The sequence below is a fragment of the Martinezella dioscoreae genome (assembly GCF_009176305.1).
GTDB classification, from domain to species: domain Bacteria; phylum Pseudomonadota; class Alphaproteobacteria; order Rhizobiales; family Rhizobiaceae; genus Rhizobium; species Rhizobium dioscoreae.
This window is the reverse complement of sequence record NZ_BLAJ01000003.1, coordinates 195,592-211,364: the sequence shown is the minus strand read 5'-3', so window position 1 is coordinate 211,364 and position 15,773 is coordinate 195,592. Positions and strand designations below refer to the sequence as shown.

Genomic DNA, 15,773 nt, shown 5'->3' with positions numbered 1-15,773 from the left:
CGTATAGGTATGGAAGAAGCCACCGAGCCGGCATGCGCGAGTCCTTTGAGCTTTGTGGCATCCAGCGCCGCGAGGCGCCGAAAAATCTTACGTCGGATATCAGATATGGAGGGGCTCGTAGAACGCCCTGTAGTGTCAAATACGGTCGAACGGGAATCCTTCCTCGGGGTATCGCGCGACCTTCCGTATAATGCGAGCATGAACACCTCGAATGGCATTCCGAGACAATTCCGCGGAAAGGATTGGTCGGTCGCTTCTGCGTGGAGATCGGATCAGTTGCGGACGCCGGCAGGTGGGCTGCTCATTGTTGTCAACCGACAAATGCCGAAGGCGATCGAGCATCGCAGGGAACGTAGCCATATGACGCTCATCGTTTTTCACTGGCGGCTTAGATATAGTCAGAAAGCACAAAACCAAGCGTTCCGGGAGGGGCGCGAGGCCAGTGTTGATGATATGATCGCTGACGGCAACGAGGAGCCTCTCTATAGCTGCTCTGTTTTTGCGGTTCCGCCGTGTACCCCGATGGAACGTCATAAGCTCCGTCGACTGATCGAAAGGGCCGGATTTCGCAGAGACGAAGCGTCTGGTACCTGGACCGCACGCTGCGAGGGCGAGACGTCGGCTGTCGCTCTAAAGGCGGGACTGGACGCCGCAAGATTTTGCCACGTACACTACCATGACATTCCCCCAGCGTTCATCGTCGATGTTAACCTGGATGGTCTGCTCTGAAAGGCTCGACATTAATTCTTTCGGGTTTCGGGAGTTTACAGGGAGCGCCAGTCGCGCGTCGTGGACGTTGCATCGCGAGATGTACGGTCGCGCTGGTGGTCTGATTAACCTGAGGTACCAAATGCCTAGCAAAGAAAATGACGTCGATCGCGACCGTCCGAAGACCTCGGGGCGCGAGCTAGCCAATGTCGGAAGTACCAACGCGGGGTGCGTTTTGCCGGCTACCGACCGCGACACGGAACGCCCTCGGATAATCATTAAGCAGGGCCGGCCGCGCGAAGCGCTTAAGAAGCGGGGTCCATCCGGAGGTTGATTGCCCAAAGTAGCTGAACGACCCGGCGTCTCTGGGCGGACCCCCCGAGCACGATCGCGAGACGAAGATACTGTTCGCTCCTCGCTAGGAATGATTGTACGAACCGGCCGCCGTCGCCTGTCCTGCTCTCCGACACCGTCGCCCGGAGGTCGTCGCCGCGACCAGCCGCCGCAACGGCTTTCGGACAAGCAGAGAAAAAACCTCACGTGCGCGCAATAAAGATAGAAAAGTTCGGACCGCCGGCCGAAGGGCTGTCGGCCGCCCAACTGCCCGAACCGCCACAGCCCAGCCAATGCGAAGTGCTGATCCAGATGTAATATGAGCCAATCAACGTGAACGACCTTCTGCTCGTGAAGGGCACGTTGCACTACAATCCACCCCCGCCGTCAGTGGTCGGCAACGACGGCGTCGGCAGGATGCTTACGGTCGGCTGCGAAGTTGAGGGGCTGGTGACCGGGTGATGCTCCCGGTCTACAGCATGATCTGGCGCGAACGCATCGTCGTCCCAGCGGAGCGCTTGGTCGCCCTGCCGCGCGAAGCGGATCGCTTGCAGCTTTCGATGCTCCGGATTAACGGCGACGCAAAAAAAGCGCGCTGGGCCGCCCGACAGAGCTTGACGACGGGTGTGGTCGCCTAAGCTTGAGCGGCTCGATTAACGGAACGTTGAAACCTGCAGTGCATTATCCCACTTTACGCGTAACTTTACATCGCTATAACGTGGATGAAGTTGGAAGGGGCAAATCATGACTCACAATAAAAACTTCGATCCCCTGCATGGAAAACACGTCGATCATGTTCCGCTGAAGAACGCTCCGCTCGTGAAGGTGCTTGCCCAGGTCAGGTTTCCGGACGTCACCGTCACGCCGGATCCCCAGTTCGTCTCGGGGTTCCAGCAGGCGATCCGCCGGCGGTATCCGACGGTACGGCAGGAAGCCACCCCGCATTTCGTCTTCGGCCCCGGCGGCGTCCAGGTCACGCCGAACCCCGTCTGGCGTTTCATCGATCCGTCGAACGTCTGGCGCGTGTCGCTCACCCCCACGTTCCTAACGTTGGAGACAGAGAGATACGGATCTGGCCACGACTTCGCGGAGCGCTTCCGGACGCTGTTGCAGGATCTTGGAGAGACGATCTCTCCGAGCCACGTCAACCGCATCGGCATCCGGTATGTCGATCAGGTTGAACTCGTCGACGGCCTCCGCATCGAGGAACTGCTGCATCCGCACATGAACGAGATCACCGGGGCGCTGAAAGGGGTCCGTCACATGGTCTCGGAACTGGAGGCGGAGACGACGGAAGGCGGCGTTCTGGCCCGTTGGGGACAACTTCCCGCCGACGGATCGCATGATCCGGAGATGATGCCTGCGAAGGACGTTCCGTCGTGGTTTCTCGACGTCGATTCATTCTCTAGCTACGAATCAAATCTTCTGGAATACAGGGTTGAGGAAATCTCCAGCATTACAACTTCTCTCGCCAACCGCGCCTACGACTTCTTCCGCTGGTGCGTAAACGACAAGTTTCTGGAGCATTTTGGGAAGGACGCCTGATGAACATCGCAAGAAAGTCTTTTGGCTTCAGGAGCAACGGTTCCTCTAGCGGCTTCAATGGCTATGGTCTGATCCTCGTCGACGACAAGAGCCTCGAGGCCCTGCGTCGCGCATGCGGAGTCGTTTCGCAACAGGCGACGTCCACCAGCGGCGGATTGCGTTCGATGCCTACACACGGCACGCCGATGGTCAACGGTGGCCTGCTGCGCCGCGGCACTGCCGCAAGCGCCAGTCCCACCGTGCTTGCCGCCCCTGACGACGTGCCTCTGATGCTGGCGGAGATCAAGCGGATGACCGGCTTCGGGTGGAACGAGATCGGCGAGTTTCTGGGCTGCACTCGACAAACCGTCTACAACTGGACGCAAGGAGCGGCGGTCAGGGCCGATAACGCGAAGCGGATTTCCGGGCTGCACGAGACGGTGAAGTTCTTCGACCGCGGATCGCAGGAAGAGAACGCCGGGCTGATCGCCACCTCGTACGCCGGCCGCACCGTGCGCGACATGCTGACGTCCGGCGAGTTCGCCGTCGTAAGACGCCTTACCGGCAGGGGGGCGGGACGTCCTACCGCGCGTTGGTCGCCCGTCGAACCTGTCTTGTCCGGCCGCCAGGACCACTGGACCGATCGCATCGGCGCGGACATGCCGGACGAGGTTGACGCTGTCACCGGTTTCCTTCCCAATAAGGTCGTCAAGAAGGTTAAGCTGAAGGTCAAGTAGACGGCATGGCGGACGGACAGGAGGCTGATGCCTTCACCAGCAAGGAGCTGGAGGACCTCGAGAAGTGGCGGCAGGGAGACTTTGCGCTCGACTGCCGCGTCTTTCCGGTTATCACGGACTGGAGCAAGGAGGACCTCGACCAGGACCTTCATGCGGTCGAAGGCTGGGTGGTAATCTCGCAGACGTGCGACATCGTCAACGTCGGCCCCGGCAAGGAGTTCGTCACCGTCTGCCCGATCGTGGTCGCGACGCCTGGTCTTAAGGCGGAGGTCGACAAAGGCATGACTCCTGCCGCTGCAGGACTCGAGCTTCCGGTCGACGACATGCACGTCGTCGACCTCGGGCGCTCCGCCAGCCTTCACAAGAAGGCCCTCCTGCAGCTTGATCGACACGACGGATTCAAGACCGACTTCACGCGCTCCATCTTTAGCGAATCCTTGGAGCGCCGCTTCGGGCGGTTTGCCTTCCCGACGTTGATCAGCAACGGCCCGCTGAGGCATCTCCGCAACCGCGCTAAGGAGAAGCACGACGTGAACTCGGAGGCCGGGCAGGTCTACCGCGCCATCAGTCAGTTCCGGCTCCGGGCCGCACCCAATTTCGACACCAAGGGCGCTCTCGTCGCGTTCCACGTGGTTGTGGATCCAGAGAAGATCAAGGCGGTCGGCCGAAGGGCCGTCCTCGACGAACTGAAGAAAGTGGCCGACCATCCCAAGTTCGCATGGCCGGATGAAGACTTCGGCCGCGAGGAAGACTTCTTCGTCGTCCAGACGCTGGACGAAATGTCGGGGCGCGAGTACCAGGAAAGCTGGGCCGTCGACTTGGACTTCCTATCGAAAGGCTAGCTTCCCGACCCGGCTTCGCAGACATCGGCGGACGCCGACAGCTCCGCGATTTTCCGGATGACGTCCTTCCGCTACTGCTCGTCCTCCATCCTATGCTCAACCCGCAGCAGAAAGTGGAGGTCGACGTAGATGTCGCGCCTGAACCGCGGGTTCCGCCGCGCGTGATCGATCCTCGACCGGAAGTTCGCCTTCAAGCTCTCGAGGGCCTCCAGTGCCTGCGACGCGGCCAGATACCGGCCGTTCCCACGCGAAAGCCTCTTCGCCTCGTCCATGTCGATCTCGTGTCGCCGATGATCGCCCGCTTCCTTCAGGACGGACTTCATTTCTGTAACGTAAGGCGGGCCTCCCCGACGTCGCGACGCTCCTGCTGGAGACGAGGGCCGATCTCTGCGCAGTCCGAGCAGACTTCCACCACCCGGCGCCAAACGACGTGGAACCCGTTCTCGAGACCGGGAAGCAGCCGCTCGCGCAGGGCGATCTCATCTTCGTCCAAGAGGTCTTCGAACTGGTAGAGGGTGCGGATGTTGCCTCCACTGCTTCTTCGAACTCATGCGCAAGACGGCGCGCTTGCCCCGGCCAAAGCAAGGACATGCCCAGTCTTCGCCGACGGCCGGCCGCCATCGTTGACTTCGCCCCGAAGAGGCCGCTGAACTCGGCGAAGGAGATCGCGGGGGGGGCTCGACGAGAACAAGTCGTCCTCCTCTTACGGACGAGGTGTCTGTCACTGTGCCCGCCCGGCTCGCCGCCGACGTCATCGTTAACATGAAGCCGCCCACCATCGGCCAGATGAAAGGTATCTTCCATTCGATCTACGGCGGTCGCCCGACTGACCATCCGGCGGAAATCTTTCTGCTCCTCGACGAGGACATGCAGAGGGCCGTCGTGCGTCCGGGGCGCTGCGTCGGCCGCATACTGGCTTAGCTCGTAGTGCGCCCCGATCCGCCACGCGGCGTCAGGAAACAGCCGCCTGCGCGGAGAGACGTCGAAGATGTGGAGCTTCGCCTTGAGTCCATGAGCGGCTACGGCGAGGCCCGCGAGTGGGGCTGCAGTTGAAGCAGGACCTGAACGACTGGAAGGACGGCCGCATCCGGTGGAGCGACGTCGGCGGGCGAAAGGCCATCTGGGCGACATGCAGCGGGCGATGTTTAAGGCGTTCGAGCACGCTCAGAAGACAGCGCCCGCGATCCTGTTCATCTACGAGATCGATGGATTCGCCGACCACGAGAGCGACTGCGGCCATAACAGGAGCTACGTCCGGCAGGTCATCGACTCCTTCCTTGAAATGCCTCGACGGGATGGTCGACAGGAAAGGCGTGGTGGTCGCCGGCGCCTGCAACAACCGGGCGGTCACCGATCCGGCAATACTTCGGCCCGGCAGGCTGGAAAACCATGTCCAACTGCCGCTCCAGGACGCCCATGCACGTGTCGGAATCCTTTGCCACGATCTTCGCGGCGACCTCTCCGACGAAGGCTTTTCGCGGTTCGCCAAGGACAGCTCCAGCCTGACCGGGGCGGACATCTCCCGGATCGTCCGGCTGGCCCGCCGCGATCGGAGGAAGGTCACCGTCGCGGACACCATGGGAAGTCTTCCGTGCCGCGTTCAGCTCTCGGAGAAGTTCCGCTGGGCACTCGCGACGCACAAACTCGGCCATGCCGTCGTCACGGTCGCCACGGGTCTGGCGCGTCTCCATCGAGAGCAGGGCGTCGTCCTCGCTGGAGCGTCAGATCCTGGGCGGCGCCGTGCTCGAAAGCAGAGAACTCGCCAACAACGGAAAGCAGTTCTACCTCGACAACATCGCCGTCCATATGGGCAGGATGGCCGCGGAGCAGGTCTTCGTCGGTTATCACGGCGACGGCGTCGCGTCTGACCTCGACGGGGCGACGGGCATCGCGATCATCCTCGACTGTCATCTCGGCATGAACGGCATGCTCGCCTCGTGGCCGGCTGGCGTCGACGAGCGGCTGTTCGCCAGCGCCCGACGGGTCGACGGCCCGCTGCTCAAGAGGATCGAACGCGTCCTGCAGGAGCAGCTTGCCCGCGCTAAGACCATCGTCGAATCCTACCGGACTTCGATCGAGGGCCTCCGGCTCGAGCTGATCTGGCGGGGCGTCTGACGGGACGCAGATCGTCGACGGTCTCAGGTCGGATGACACTGAGGATATGCCGACGTCAAAAACGCGTCGGAAGATCAGACAACGGTTGCACGGATGAAGGAGAGACAGCATGACCACCGAATCCATCACAACGGCCGAACCGAAGAAGGCCATCGGCTAGAAAGGACAGAGCGACGCCGCCCACTTCGAGCGACTGAAGACGGCCCTGTGCCACTCGCTGAACCGCAGCCGCTTCGACCGGGCTGCCGCCGACTGCATCCTCAACGATCTCCTGCACGTCGCCTATCGGCGCGGTCGCCAAACCGCGGAGGTTTTTCGTCCCTTAAAAATGATCTCATCTACGCGGATGAAGATGTCAGATGGCGACCTCACGCGGAGAAATGGGTGTGGCCGAATACTGTGTGGAGTGAGCTGCGGACAGCGTTTCAGGAAGGCAGGGTTGATGGGGGCGCACCGATAAGCTCCTTCCGCTGCCCGATCTTCAGCTAGCGTCATCGGACCGGGGACGCTCGCGAATACCACCGTTGAAAAAGTGCAACGCGCGACGGGGCAAACGGCTGATTTCTAACTTGGAATGCAACCAGATCTTGAATCTCCATCGAATTTCACTATCAATGGAATGGGCGGGAATCATGAAATCGACAGCACATTCAAATATACCTTTGGCCGCAGACGCGACAGCCGGTCGGACTTCGACGGAATTCCGGCAGGAGCCTGAGCAATCAGAAGATAAGCGCAATCGAGATTACATAATCCGGGCCGAGGCGACTGCTCGAATCCTTGTCGAGGCAGGCCCCGGCACCGGTAAAACCGAACTTGCCGCTCGTCGTTTAAGTCATCTTGTCAATTCTTCTCTCTCGCCAGGCCAAATATTCGTCCTGAGCTTCTCCAGAAGTGCAGTTCGGACCTTAACCCGGCGGCTCTCGCTCATATCCGAGACAAACGCCAACACGCTTGAGCATCTACGGCATGTTTCGATCCGCACTTTTGACTCATGGACGTTTCGCATTCTGAGGCTCATGGGAGCCGTTCCTTCAATAATGCTGTCGCGCAGCTATGATCAAAATATTGCTGAGCTCGTTGAGCTGATCAAAGGGCCTCGTCGAGACGAAGTACGCAATTTCATCGGTGAACGTCGTCATGTCATCGTCGATGAATTCCAAGATATGCCAGGTATTCGGGGAGAATTGGTTCTTTGTTTGCTGGGGCTGCTGGCGCCAAAAGGATCGGGCGGTTGTGGATTCACCATCTTGGGAGATCCCGCCCAGGCTATTTACGGCTTTGGCGCCAGCCGAGCCGATGCCGACGCTAGTGCGTCTGAATACTGGCGCAGCGTCAGGGAGTCATACGGCTCTGAATTAGACCACCGAACGCTGCAACGGAATTTTCGATCGAAGCCCGAGATCGCAGAGCTTTCTTCCGAAATAAGATCGGTTTTGCTGAGCAACCGACCCGATGAGGAAAAGCTGCTCCGTGTGCGCGATGCGATTTCTCAGCTCCCACCGTCGCAAGCGTTCGACGATGCGGAGCGCTTCCGCAAAGACGACATTGGAACTCATGCGATACTGACGCGAACGAACGGCGATGCCATGCGGGTGATGCAGAAAGTACTGGGGACAAAGGTCGAAGGACCATCGTCGCCGGTTCGTCTGCACGCCGGCAACTTTGCTTCATTACCGCCGGCATGGATTGGTGCGCTTCTACGAAAAGTGAGATCTCCGGATGTCACGAGAACGCAATTCTCGCGTATCTACGCTCACCTGCATAACCTTTGGGAGAGCGACACGAGGCTGGCATTACGGTTGCCAGCGGAACAGCTCGCTTGGGAGCGCTTAGCGCTTGCATCCGGCGAGCCAGAAGATGCAGCTTCTGTAGCGCTTTCCGCGCTCCGAAACCGTCTGGGATGGCCCGATGCGTTTCCAGACGACCAAGGTGTATTTGACGAAGGCGTGCTCATCACGACGATCCATCAATCTAAGGGGATGGAATTCGACGTCGTGACCATTTTAAACGCGGCGCCAAACGAAGACCTGGATGAAAAAGGTTCGTTGGAGGAGGAAGCGAATGTCGGTTTTGTTGCACTATCAAGGGCAGGCACGAAACTAAACCGGCTAGCCGGCGAAACCTTGTATCGAAGCCCTACCAATAAAGATTTCGGCAATGGGCGACAGCGGCTATGCTTCTGGCGGAATGGTTGGGTAAACCTGGAGATCGGTCTTCGAGGAGACATAGATCCCTACAGCTTCGTGGATCCCCTTTTGCATGAAGGAGTGCAAGGGATCGAATCCATACAAGATTTTCTTCTGAAAAATGCTCGAGTTCTTGAGGGTCACAAGGTGATGCTCTGTAAAATTTGGGAAGACGGGAAGGCCCTCTGGGACATTCACCTTCAAGACGTGACACGTCCGGGATTGCGGGTTGGTCGCACCTCGCAGCAGTTAACGTATGATCTGCTGCATATACTTCATGACAAAGGATATGGCTTGCCATCCAGGATTATGAACCTGCGAATTGCCGGGGTTGGGACTATTTCGGATCTGGGGGATCGGGTCTTGGAAGAGCCTGAGCGAAGCAGCCGACTTTGGCTAGGCATAAGTCTCTTTGGAACCGGGGACTTCAAAACCTTTAAAGGCAGACGTTGATGACCAACCACCGTTCCGTCCGCGCTCAACTTTTGGACCGAGTAGCAGGCCTGCTGGTCGGCCCGCTGCATGAGGACGAAGTAATCCGTCCTCCGCCAGCCGATACCTATCTAACCGGCATCCTTTGGCCGGAAGGTCAGCATTTAGATGAACGCGAAGACGACCAGGACGATGGAGCAACCGGTTCGGACGACGGTGAAATTGACGTCGGAGTCCCTGGGTACAGGGCTGTTCGGCCCTGTTCACTCGGATTGACCTTCGCTGCAAGCGTGGACGCGCGCATCATCGTTTCTACCCTCAATACATCCCGGTACGTCCCTATTGAGCAGGAACCTGTGGAAGGCGGCCGGCCAGTTCGACACTGGCGGCGGCTGAAGCTGGGCTATCGCGTTGAGATATCTGGCACAGAACCTGCTATTTGGCGGACAAACGAGTTCATCTCCTCCGAGGGAACAAGCATAGTCGACCCCGGCCTGGAACTTCATGTACGCAGAAGAATCAACGGCCCACTTCAGGTACTGACTGTGACTTTGATCAACAGGTCTAGTGAACACGATAAAGGCCTTCGGGACGAGCGATGCCTGTTCCAGTCCGGGCTTGAGGTGAAAGCAGTTACTCCAACCGGCGAAGGGGCAATCCAGCCTCGCCCCGCGCTTCCACCTCATGGTTCTGATGCTGACGCTCTGTCTTCGGCATTGCTTTACAAGGACGTACTCGAGTACGCGGTAGGGCACGGCATTGCAGCCACTTGGGCGCCGCCAGTCGCAGGACGCCTGACTGCGGTGAAAACTTCATGGATGCCATCGGCAACGGTAAAAGGCATGGATCCATCCGGACACCCGGAACTGATCGAATTTCATCGCGCATACCCTTCCGCGTTTCGCGCTGAGTGGTTAGCCGAAACGAGCGCTAGGAGCGAAATCACAGAAGCCTTAAAGCGGTTTGCCGATGCATATCGCCGGTGGATTAAGGACGAACTCGAAGACGCGGTAGATGCCGTCGATACATCACTCAGGCCGGCTGCAGACGCCAACCTGGAGCGGTGTAGGACCGCAGCAAGTCGGATAGAACAAGGTGTCCGAATCCTTTCAGAACAGGACGCGGCTTGGCAGGCATTTGCGCTGGCCAATCTGGCTATGGATCGCCAAGCACGCTTCGACGCAAAAGCCGATCGGAAAGGCCCTTTGATCTGGAGGCCATTTCAGCTTGCGTACATTTTGCTCGTCATTCCGTCTCTCGTTGAGCCTCAACATGACGATCGAACCACTGTTGATCTACTTTGGTTTCCCACAGGTGGCGGTAAGACAGAGGCTTACCTCGGCCTTACGGCATTCCAGATCTTCCTACGACGTCTGACTACGGACACCAGACGCCACCGCGGCGGTGTCGATGTCTTGATGCGATACACGCTCCGACTGCTAACGGTTCAGCAGTTTCAACGTGCCGCGTCGCTCATTTGCGCTTGCGATAGTATCCGAAAGGAGCGGCAAGACATGGGAGACGCTGCGATATCATTGGGTCTTTATGTTGGTGGTGACGCGACGCCCAATCGTATATCGGACGCACGTGATGCGCTGCAGGCAGAACACGACGGTCAAAAGCCGAGATCAACGCCCTGTCAATTACTCAACTGCCCCGTATGCGGTAGCGAGTTGAGGCCTTCGAATTACACGATGCGGCCGGACTCCTCGGGCATCGACATTCGGTGCAGTAACGCTTCTTGCCAGACAAAGGGTGATGCTCTTCCGATCGTCACGGTAGATGATTTCATCTACAGCGCTCCGACGAGTCTGCTGATCGGCACGATTGACAAGTTTGCGCAGCTTCCTAGACGGCGAGATCTGAGAACCATTTTCGGCCTGGACGAGAATGCCCCACCAAGCCTGATCATCCAAGACGAGCTACACCTAATTTCTGGGCCGCTCGGTTCGATGGCTGGTTTGTATGAGGCCGTCGTGGATCTGCTTTGCACCTGCGACGGCGTAAAGCCAAAGGTAATCGGGTCGACTGCGACGATTGGACAGGCATCCCGACAAGTGCGGGCCCTGTTTGATCGGGACGTCCTCCAGTTTCCTCCGTCGGGATTCAACGCCTCCGATTCCTTTTTCGCGTATCGAGATGACGATGGAGCAGATCGTCTGTATGTCGGCCTTAGCTCGGCCGGTCGAAGCCCAAAGTTCGCGCTTCAAGCCGTAGCCGCCGCGCTGTTGCAGGGCGCCGAGTCTTTGCGGCAGGAGGGCGCAGACCCCGCCAGGCTCGATCCTTACTGGACGGCTGTGCTTTATTTCAACAGCTTGCGGGAGCTAGGAGGGGCGCATGCGTTGCTCCAAGACGACATTCCTAGGCAGATGACATTCCTTGCCAGTCGAGTGGGAGGGGCGCGCCGTGTGTTAGAGGCGGACCCGATTGAACTTAGTAGTCGTGTCCCATCTAGGGGATTGCCAGAATACCTCGGTCAACTGGGCGTCGGGTTGACTCAGGGGGCAGCAGATCCTTTTGGCCCGCAACCTCGCGACGCTGTCTTGGCATCCAACATGATTTCGGTTGGCGTCGACGTACCTCGTCTCGGGCTGATGCTCGTAAATGGACAGCCAAAATCTACGGCCGAATATATTCAGGCAAGCAGCCGTGTCGGTCGAGGCTTAGATGGATTGGTTCTAACACTCTACAATTTTGGCCGGCCACGGGACGTCTCCCATTTTGAACACTTCCCGACCTATCATGGCGCACTTTACCGAAGTGTAGAGGCAACAAGTGTCACGCCGTGGGCGCCGCGTGCTCGCGACAAGGCCTTACATGCTGTTTTCGCGAGCGCCGTACGTCACCTTGCGGCAGGAATGCATTTCGATCCTGATGCGAAGCACTTCGATCCTTCGGCGCAAATAGTTCAAGAAATTTTGAAGGAGCTTCGAGAAAGAGCGCGATCGTCCTCTGGTCATGTGGAGGGAGACGAAACCTCTGAAGATCTCGACGCGATTGCTCGCGAATGGGCACAGCGCAGCCGGGATGCACGCCTGTCACGCCAAGATCTATTGTACTGGGAAATCAAAGCGCCGTTTGGTGCCACACGTCCGCACCTTATGGCCTCGGCCGAAGAGGGTGGACGTCCAGGTCGTTTGGCGTGGCCAACCCCTAATTCTATGCGAGAGGTCGAACCTTCGACCGCGTTCGCGTTACGATCAATAAGAAAGTCCTGATATGGCTCGAGGAACGCGAACCTCAATCTCTGCCGGTAGCGATGCGATCGAACCGCTCGGCGCGGTTAGAAGATCTCAACTCACATCGACGTTTGGGATAGGCGCGATCGTCGATCTTGAGAAGGGGTCCTTTATGCCAATGGGACTCGAAGATTGGGAACGGGCCACCGGTCTTCCTTCGCTCAGCATTGGTGAGCCAAGGCTCCAGTCTATGCTCGGCGTCTCACACTTTCGAATGGGGCCGGTGAAAGAGGACATTCCTGGGACAAACCAAGTGCGGGCGCGCAGTGCAGCGCCTGCCATGCGGTTTCCGGAATGGCATGAATGTCCTCGATGCCACCGCATTGGCAAGCAAGGTTCTCCATTCGAACTCGCTGCAGATGGAGGTAGGCTGGTATGTTTGGCTCATCAAGCAACCGTTTACACGACGCCTGTGCGCTTTGTGACAGCCTGCCGCCACGGACATATCAGTGATTTCCCTTGGGAATGGTGGGCACACAAAGATCGGCCTGATGGTGTCTGTGATACGCCAAGTCTCTACCTGGGCTCTTACGGACGGTCGGCGTCACTTGCTGACCTGCACGTAACCTGCAATTCTTGCAATATTGATGGTAAGGCGACGCAGAGTTCACTCGGCGAAGCATTCAATCCAGACGCGTTGTCGGCTTTTAACTGCACAGGGTTTCGCCCCTGGCTCTACGACCGCGAGGAAGGCTGCGATCAATCAGTGCGAACCCTTCAGAGGGGCGCTTCAAACGTGCATTTTGGTGTGGTTTGTTCCAGCTTGTCGATCCCGCCGGCTTCTGAAGCGGTTAGCCTGATAGTTCAAGAAATCCGCCATTTTTTGGAGGGTGTCCCTGAAAGCACGCTCCCGGCTGTGTTGAACGGCGTCGCTCTCCAGCACGGAGTCTCAGTGGATTCTCTTTTGGCAGCCTACCGGCAGCTACGTGGAATCGAAAACCGGAGTACCTCGCTCACGGAACATCTTGCACGTGCGGAAGAATACGACGCGCTGTCTGAGGACCGGGAGGACCCAGTAATTGGGGGGGTAGTTCCGCAGTTCAGGAACCACTCCCTTGAACCTCCTCAGTCGTTGCGCGGCTGGTTTGACGTCGTCGGCGCGGCGTCTCGGCTGCGGGAAGTTCGCGCGCTGGCAGGTTTCTCTCGTATAGAACCATACCCAGTCAGCGCAGAACGGGTCGCTCAAGCGATATCTGATGGGTTCGTTTCTCCACTGTCCAAGACACCGAGGAATTGGCTGCCGGGCGCTGAAATTCGAGGTGAAGGCATCTTCCTTCGTTTTCGGACGGAGGCGATAGATGAGTGGATCGGCAATAATGCGGCCTTGCGTGATAGGGCTCAAGTGCTTGAGGAGCGAAGCAGCCATGTAGCGCGGGAACGGGGTTACACCCGCGAATACACGGTCACGCCGAGGCTTCTTCTCGTGCACTCGTTCTCCCATGCCTTTATCCGGCAGATAAGCATTGAGTGCGGCTACTCTGCGTCAGCGCTTCGCGAGCGGCTTTACATATCCGAGGCTACTGCCGATGCTCCCGCCATGAATGGAGTGCTCGTCTATACAGGATCTCCCGATTCCGAGGGTAGCTTGGGTGGTTTGGTGCGGCTTGCCGCGCCCGAGTTGCTCGAGCCGATCATTTTCCGGACCCTCCGTAGCGCCGGATGGTGCGGCAGTGACCCAGTGTGTCTCGAGACTGATCCCCGGCAGTCCGGAGATCGGGTGAGCGGGGCTGCGTGCCATTGTTGCCTGCTGCTCCCCGAAACAGCGTGTGAGAAGTTCAATAGAGAACTGGATCGAGCGGTTCTCGTTGGAGATATTGACAGCACCTTCGAAGGATTCTTTGGGCGCGTATCAGAGGACGTATCGTGGCTGTCCTGATCCCTGATGTGCCGAAAGATTGCCCCAACAGCGAACGGCATGTCTATGAACGACTTGGCCGTGAACTGCCTGAGGAGTGGATCATCCTACATTCTCTTGGCCTGCCGACCCATGGCACCAAGATATGGGGTGAGGCCGATATCGTAATTCTTTCGACCTCGGGCGTCTTCGCTCTCGAAGTAAAGGGCGGGACTGTCGAATGCACCGACGGGGTTTGGAGCTTCGGCGGAGATTTCAACAGTTACTCGAAACGGGAAAGTCCTTGGTCGCAAGCGATGGGGGCGCTGGGAGCAGTTCGTGATCGGCTGCGCTCAGCAAACTCAGCTTTCCGTCAGGTTTTGTTCGGATACGGGGTTGTCATGCCCTATACGACCTTTACCGCATCAGGGGCGGAAATTCTCCAAGACGTGCTAATCGACCGGCGTCACTTTCGCGAACCTCTCTCCTCCTACATCCGCTCTCTCGAGAAATATTGGTCTGCTGACCTTCAGCGCAAACATGGACGGAGCTATCGGGGCTTGACAGTGGCGGAGTTGCGAGAAGCGCGACAAATCCTACGTCCCGATCTTGAAACCGCATTAAGTATCGGCAGCTATCTAACCGGCGTAGAGTCTAGGTTAGTCCATCTAACCAACGAACAGATTCGTGCTTCTAGGCGCATGGCAGCAAACCCGCGCACAGTGGTGAGAGGCCGTGCCGGCACCGGTAAAACCGTGATCGCCATAGATCGATGTCGTCAATTGGCATCCCAGGGCCACCGAGTTTTATATCTATGCTTTAATCAGCTTTTGGCCGCTCATGTGAGGTCTGGGGCCGCGATCGATTTGCCCGAAGGCTCACTCGATGCCAAGCATGTACATGCCTTGTATTACGAGATTATCGCAAGCGCTGGGCTGCTGAACCGGTTGAAAAATGAGGATGACGGAAGCGATGACTTTTTCGCTTTTCAGTTTCCGGACATCGCTGCGGAGGCGCTTTGTGAAAAGAGCTTTAGTAGCTGGGATGTGCTCGTTGTAGACGAAGCCCAGGATATCCTTACCCCTCAGCACCTCGATGTACTTGATCTTCTCCTGAAGGACGGTCTGCGTCGCGGCAAATGGCATTTTTTCCTTGACCCAAACCAGAATATTTATGGGGGAGACGTCGCGGCGCAAGTCGAAGGGCGTCTTTCCGAGGGGGCGCCCGCATTCGACGACTTGTTTGAAAATTGCAGGAATACGCGTCAGGTTGCCATACAGGCGTCGATTGTCTCCGGCGTTGATCTAGCTGTTGCCGGCGCGCCAGACGGTCCTGAAGCTGAGATCAGATATTACTCGGACTCAGAGAGCGCCATTGGGATGCTCGAGAAAGTTATACGCGACCTAATTGACGCCGATGTGCGTCCTGAGGACATTGCAGTTCTATCAACAAGGAAACTGCAGAACTCATTACTAGCAGGTAGGTCGGAAATAGCCGGACGCAGGCTCTTTGACCCGCTCAGCGCAAGCCAGTTTAGAACTGGCGAAATCCTCTTCACCACAATGCATGCATTTAAGGGCCTCGAGCGGCAAACTGTAATTGCAGTGGATATGGAGGAAACAGGACAGCAACATTGGTCGATGCTGCACTATGCCGGTCTGTCCAGAGCGAGGTGTCTGTTATACATTTTACTGCCTGCGTCTGCGAGTCGCGCTTATGAACGCCAAGCCGAGTCGTTCGGCATGCGCCTGAAGGGGAGAATTTCTTGAGACTTAAAATCGGCGCTTATTCCGAACTTTACGTTTTCACTAAGGCACTTT

12 protein-coding genes are annotated in these 15,773 nt (G+C 58.0%); 10 read left to right on the top strand and 2 right to left on the bottom strand.

Features of this window, described 5'->3' with window-relative positions; translation table 11 throughout:
- Positions 1 to 1,502 precede the first annotated feature (1,502 nt).
- From GDN47_RS31990 to GDN47_RS12825, 4 genes are all read left to right on the top strand, one after another.
- Positions 1,503 to 1,679, top strand: a complete 177-nt coding sequence (locus GDN47_RS31990; protein ID WP_173002490.1) for a hypothetical protein — start codon at positions 1,503 to 1,505, stop codon at positions 1,677 to 1,679.
- 106 nt (positions 1,680 to 1,785) lie between these two features.
- Positions 1,786 to 2,586, top strand: a complete 801-nt coding sequence (locus GDN47_RS12835) for a TIGR04255 family protein (RefSeq protein ID WP_152093509.1) — start codon at positions 1,786 to 1,788, stop codon at positions 2,584 to 2,586.
- Entirely contained in the window at positions 2,586 to 3,302 is a 717-nt protein-coding gene (locus GDN47_RS32325; protein ID WP_233789910.1) for a hypothetical protein, read from the top strand. The genes GDN47_RS12835 and GDN47_RS32325 overlap by 1 nt, the downstream gene beginning before the upstream one ends.
- 5 nt (positions 3,303 to 3,307) lie before the next feature.
- Positions 3,308 to 4,144 carry a hypothetical protein gene (locus GDN47_RS12825; protein ID WP_152093508.1) on the top strand — a complete coding sequence of 279 codons (837 nt, stop codon included), beginning with the start codon at positions 3,308 to 3,310 and terminating at the stop codon, positions 4,142 to 4,144.
- 71 nt (positions 4,145 to 4,215) lie between these two features.
- Here the strand turns inward: GDN47_RS12825 and GDN47_RS12820 are convergent, their stop codons facing one another.
- The gene (locus GDN47_RS12820; RefSeq protein WP_152093507.1) at positions 4,216 to 4,416 is read right to left on the bottom strand and encodes a hypothetical protein; all 201 of its coding nucleotides are present in this window, start codon (positions 4,414 to 4,416) and stop codon (positions 4,216 to 4,218) included.
- 442 nt (positions 4,417 to 4,858) lie between these two features.
- Between GDN47_RS12820 and GDN47_RS12815 the strand changes: the two genes are divergently transcribed.
- Positions 4,859 to 5,065, top strand: a complete 207-nt coding sequence (locus GDN47_RS12815) for a hypothetical protein (protein WP_152093506.1) — start codon at positions 4,859 to 4,861, stop codon at positions 5,063 to 5,065.
- Positions 5,066 to 5,406: 341 nt separating this feature from the next.
- On the opposite strand, the gene GDN47_RS12810 is transcribed toward GDN47_RS12815, so the two are convergent.
- Entirely contained in the window at positions 5,407 to 5,796 is a 390-nt protein-coding gene (locus tag GDN47_RS12810) for a hypothetical protein (RefSeq protein ID WP_152093505.1), read from the bottom strand.
- Between GDN47_RS12810 and GDN47_RS12805 the strand changes: the two genes are divergently transcribed.
- From GDN47_RS12805 to GDN47_RS12785, 5 genes are all read left to right on the top strand, one after another.
- Positions 5,795 to 6,259, top strand: coding sequence for a hypothetical protein (locus GDN47_RS12805; protein ID WP_152093504.1), 465 nt, complete (start codon positions 5,795 to 5,797; stop codon positions 6,257 to 6,259). The two genes, GDN47_RS12810 and GDN47_RS12805, sit on opposite strands and share 2 nt — an antisense overlap.
- Positions 6,260 to 6,891: 632 nt before the next feature.
- Positions 6,892 to 8,901 carry a UvrD-helicase domain-containing protein gene (locus GDN47_RS12800; protein WP_210386766.1) on the top strand — a complete coding sequence of 670 codons (2,010 nt, stop codon included), beginning with the start codon at positions 6,892 to 6,894 and terminating at the stop codon, positions 8,899 to 8,901.
- Positions 8,901 to 12,098 (top strand): helicase-related protein, encoded by a 3,198-nt coding sequence (locus GDN47_RS12795; RefSeq protein WP_152093502.1) that lies wholly within the window; start codon positions 8,901 to 8,903, stop codon positions 12,096 to 12,098. Before GDN47_RS12800 ends, GDN47_RS12795 begins: the two co-directional genes overlap by 1 nt.
- A 1-nt stretch (position 12,099) precedes the next feature.
- Positions 12,100 to 13,995 (top strand): MrfA Zn-binding domain-containing protein, encoded by a 1,896-nt coding sequence (gene drmB / locus GDN47_RS12790; protein ID WP_152093501.1) that lies wholly within the window; start codon positions 12,100 to 12,102, stop codon positions 13,993 to 13,995.
- The gene (locus GDN47_RS12785; protein WP_152093500.1) at positions 13,983 to 15,722 is read left to right on the top strand and encodes a nuclease-related domain-containing DEAD/DEAH box helicase; all 1,740 of its coding nucleotides are present in this window, start codon (positions 13,983 to 13,985) and stop codon (positions 15,720 to 15,722) included. Before drmB ends, GDN47_RS12785 begins: the two co-directional genes overlap by 13 nt.
- Positions 15,723 to 15,773 lie beyond the last annotated feature (51 nt).

Bases quoted from the DNA above. Each gene is read 5' to 3' on its own strand.
- GDN47_RS31990 (WP_173002490.1), top strand. From the start codon at position 1,503: ATGCTCCCGGTCTACAGCATGATCTGGCGCGAACGCATCGTCGTCCCA.
- GDN47_RS12835 (WP_152093509.1), top strand. From the start codon at position 1,786: ATGACTCACAATAAAAACTTCGATCCCCTGCATGGAAAACACGTCGAT.
- GDN47_RS32325 (WP_233789910.1), top strand. From the start codon at position 2,586: ATGAACATCGCAAGAAAGTCTTTTGGCTTCAGGAGCAACGGTTCCTCT.
- GDN47_RS12825 (WP_152093508.1), top strand. From the start codon at position 3,308: ATGGCGGACGGACAGGAGGCTGATGCCTTCACCAGCAAGGAGCTGGAG.
- GDN47_RS12820 (WP_152093507.1), bottom strand. From the start codon at position 4,416: ATGGACGAGGCGAAGAGGCTTTCGCGTGGGAACGGCCGGTATCTGGCC.
- GDN47_RS12805 (WP_152093504.1), top strand. From the start codon at position 5,795: ATGCCGTCGTCACGGTCGCCACGGGTCTGGCGCGTCTCCATCGAGAGC.
- GDN47_RS12810 (WP_152093505.1), bottom strand. From the start codon at position 5,796: ATGGCCGAGTTTGTGCGTCGCGAGTGCCCAGCGGAACTTCTCCGAGAG.
- GDN47_RS12800 (WP_210386766.1), top strand. From the start codon at position 6,892: ATGAAATCGACAGCACATTCAAATATACCTTTGGCCGCAGACGCGACA.
- GDN47_RS12795 (WP_152093502.1), top strand. From the start codon at position 8,901: ATGACCAACCACCGTTCCGTCCGCGCTCAACTTTTGGACCGAGTAGCA.
- drmB (WP_152093501.1), top strand. From the start codon at position 12,100: ATGGCTCGAGGAACGCGAACCTCAATCTCTGCCGGTAGCGATGCGATC.